The organism is Rhodopseudomonas sp. B29, from assembly GCF_000333455.1.
Lineage (GTDB): Bacteria > Pseudomonadota > Alphaproteobacteria > Rhizobiales > Xanthobacteraceae > Rhodopseudomonas.
The window spans coordinates 1-2729 of the sequence record NZ_BADD01000710.1 but is presented as its reverse complement, the minus strand read 5'-3'; the positions used below and the strand labels follow the sequence as shown (position 1 = coordinate 2729).

At 59.0% G+C, this 2729-nt stretch carries 5 protein-coding genes and 2 pseudogenes; 5 read left to right on the top strand and 2 right to left on the bottom strand.

The features are described from left to right. From I5M_RS25450 to I5M_RS25435, 5 genes are all read left to right on the top strand, one after another. The coding region (locus tag I5M_RS25450) for a DUF4041 domain-containing protein (protein WP_040771897.1) at positions 1-1107 on the top strand (1107 nt) is incomplete at its 5' end. Positions 1108-1173: 66 nt separating this feature from the next. Next, positions 1174-1437: a DUF4258 domain-containing protein gene (locus I5M_RS34490; RefSeq protein ID WP_376738698.1), complete on the top strand. Its 264-nt coding sequence runs from the start codon at positions 1174-1176 to the stop codon at positions 1435-1437. After that, positions 1434-1628 carry a DUF2283 domain-containing protein gene (locus I5M_RS25445; RefSeq protein WP_022723973.1) on the top strand — a complete coding sequence of 65 codons (195 nt, stop codon included), beginning with the start codon at positions 1434-1436 and terminating at the stop codon, positions 1626-1628. The genes I5M_RS34490 and I5M_RS25445 overlap by 4 nt, the downstream gene beginning before the upstream one ends. A gap of 171 nt (positions 1629-1799) precedes the next feature. After that, positions 1800-1982: an antitoxin MazE family protein gene (locus I5M_RS25440; RefSeq protein WP_031337569.1), complete on the top strand. Its 183-nt coding sequence runs from the start codon at positions 1800-1802 to the stop codon at positions 1980-1982. A gap of 2 nt (positions 1983-1984) precedes the next feature. Then, positions 1985-2314: a type II toxin-antitoxin system PemK/MazF family toxin gene (locus tag I5M_RS25435; RefSeq protein ID WP_031337567.1), complete on the top strand. Its 330-nt coding sequence runs from the start codon at positions 1985-1987 to the stop codon at positions 2312-2314. A gap of 92 nt (positions 2315-2406) precedes the next feature. On the opposite strand, the pseudogene I5M_RS32490 reads toward I5M_RS25435, so the two are convergent. Both I5M_RS32490 and I5M_RS33930 read right to left on the bottom strand, forming a co-directional pair. Beyond that, positions 2407-2580: pseudogene (locus I5M_RS32490) on the bottom strand (AI-2E family transporter); the annotation flags it as partial. Positions 2581-2582: 2 nt separating this feature from the next. Continuing rightward, positions 2583-2729, bottom strand: a pseudogene (locus I5M_RS33930) (acetamidase); the annotation flags it as partial.

Sequence of the window (2729 nt, the reverse complement as noted above, 5' to 3'; positions counted from 1 at the left end):
GCAAGAGCTGAACTCGATGCGCTAACGCACCAAATGCGGCAAGTGCGCAAAGCCCATTGTGGAGACGGACGATCTCTCTTTTGCTCCAAGAAAGTTGGGGTGTATCGCTACCGGCATCCGTTAACTGACGCCGTGTCGTACCAAGCCGCCCTCGCCGAGATCGAAGATACAGTTAAGTCGATGATAAAGAAGGACGGCGGAGCCGTCTTGGCCACGACGAACTGGACCGTCAACGATTCCGTCAGCGAAGGAAAGAAGATGGTCCGTGACTTTTCCAAGTTGATGTTGCGCGCATTCAACGCGGAGGCGGACAATCTCGTTCGAGGCATGAAGCCATTTAAGCTCGATAGCGCACTCGATCGTTTGGCCAAGACCTCCGAAACGATCGCGCGCCTCGGCCAGACGATGAATATCAGCATTTCCCCCAACTACTATCAACTGCGTGTCCGCGAATTGGAATTGACGTCTGACTTTCTTGCGAAGCAGGCCGAAGAGAAGGAGATTGAACGCGCGGAGCGTGACCGAATGCGGGAGGAACGCAAAGCGCAGCAAGAGATCGAGCGCGAGCGCGGGAGGCTCGAGAAAGAACGACAACACTATGAGAACGCTCTCAACTCACTTGTTGCGAATGGCGATGAAGCCGGCGCAACACGCCTTCGTGAGCAGATGGACGATGTCGATCGTGCTCTGGCGAGCGTTGACTATCGTGCGGCAAATATTCGTGCGGGGTATGTTTATGTCATTTCGAATATCGGCTCATTTGGGGAGCGCATGGTCAAGATTGGAATGACACGGCGTTTGGATCCGATGGATCGGATTCGCGAACTAAGCGACGCTTCGGTCCCATTCAATTTCGATGTTCACGCGCTCTTCTTTTCAAAGGACGCAGTTAGTATTGAGACGGAGATGCACGCCAGATTGGCTGCCATGCGAGTGAACACGATCAATCGACGGCGCGAATTCTTTCGAGCGACGCCATCGGAAGTAAAAGTTCATCTAGGTGAGCTTACGGGCGAACTCCTGGAATTTACTGAGCTTCCTGAAGCATTGGAGTATCGCCAAAGCCTACTTGCCGGTGCTCAAGCCGCTGTTGTCGGGCCAAGATAGCAACTGTGGGCCTTGCGCCACCGCCCGAGATTTATCGATCAAACGTCGAATTTCCGGCAGACGACCATGCCATGCCGAAAGCCCCTGTTCTTTACGGTCCATGCCCGCGATGCCGTCCGCGAACGAGAACTGGACGTCACGTGGGTAGAGAGGACGGTTTGGGAGCCGACTTGGAGCCAGCCAGACCCCAACGGAAAGGGCGTCGAACGCCGATTTCGCGCCATTCCTGAGTTTGGAGGGCGCATCCTTCGGGTCGCATGCTTGGAAACTGCCGATGAAATGCGTATCCTGACGGTGTTCTTCGACAGAAAAGCGCGAGAACCCCGATGAAACCGACGATCAAATATCAGGCAGAAGACGACGCTGCCTATATCCGGCTTTCCAACGATCGCATCCAGGAAAGCGAGGAGGTCGCGCCGAATATCATCTTCGACTATGACGCCGAGGGTCGCATCGTCGGGATCGAACTCCTCAAGGCGAAGGCTTTGTTGTCCGCAGAGCTTCTGGCGGAAGCTGCTTAAGGCGCCGTCCTCGGTTCGCTGGTCTGGTGCTCGGGGACGTGACTCAGAAATCGAGACTGCCCTAGTTCGGGAGTGCGACCAGCCCGCTGCTCGCCCCTTTCCTGTAACATGTTACATTGCATCCATGCCCACCCAACCTAAAAAGCCGGCCCCCAAATCCCCCGCGAGCGCATGGCGTCGCGGCGAGAACGGTTGCGAGCGCTGGGGTTGCGGCCGGTGCAGCATTGGGTGCCCGACCTGCGCGAACCCAAGGTGTTGGCCGAAATCCGTCGCGAGGGCGCGATGATGGCCCAGCACCCGGACAACGATGCGCTCGATGATTGGCTCGACAAGGTCCGCGATCCGGCAGATTGAGCATGAAGCGGGGCGACGTGGTTCTGCTTGTCGCATCGGGCGATCTCGGCAATCCGCGTCCCGGCGTCGTCGTTCAGGCCGACGAGCTCGGCGATAGCACGACGTCGATCCTAATTTGCCCGATGTCATCCGATCTGTCCGAGTTCCGGCGGACCCGTCCGATCGTTGAGCCCAGCCCGGACAACGGCTTGCGTGCTCGCTCCCAGATCATGACCGACAAGCTCAGCGCGCTCCGTCGTGATCGCGTCAGGCAGGTGATCGGCACACTGGACGCGGCGATTCTGGAGCAGCTCGATACCACGCTGCTTGTCGTGCTTGGCCTTGCGCGCTGAACTATCGTGTAGCCGATCTGCGCGCCTCGCGCGCTGATACTGCCGATCGGAACGACTGATTCGTCGTTACCGCGCAGCGGGAGAATGGCGGCTCACATCGACGACGGCGTCTCCGCTTCCCGTCCCTCCGCATAGATATCCCACACCGCGATGAACATCGCGGCGATCACCGGGCCGAGCACGAAGCCGTTGAGGCCGAACACTTCGATGCCGCCGAGGGTGGAGATCAGCACGACGTAGTCCGGCATCTTGGTGTCCTTGCCGACGGATGGACGCCGACGCCCTCGCCGGAGCCGCGAATGAACGGGCCCTCGGTCGGGCCGAGCCGCGACGCGCCACCGCCTTGTGCTCGCGGGTCCATTTGAACACGCTCTCGGCGCCGGGATCGCCCTCGATCATGCGCTCGTAGTCGTCG

Excerpts from the sequence above, each read along its gene's own strand:
- I5M_RS34490 (WP_376738698.1), top strand. The coding sequence starts at position 1,174 with ATGCCATGCCGAAAGCCCCTGTTCTTTACGGTCCATGCCCGCGATGCC.
- I5M_RS25445 (WP_022723973.1), top strand. The coding sequence starts at position 1,434 with ATGAAACCGACGATCAAATATCAGGCAGAAGACGACGCTGCCTATATC.
- I5M_RS25440 (WP_031337569.1), top strand. The coding sequence starts at position 1,800 with ATGGCGTCGCGGCGAGAACGGTTGCGAGCGCTGGGGTTGCGGCCGGTG.
- I5M_RS25435 (WP_031337567.1), top strand. The coding sequence starts at position 1,985 with ATGAAGCGGGGCGACGTGGTTCTGCTTGTCGCATCGGGCGATCTCGGC.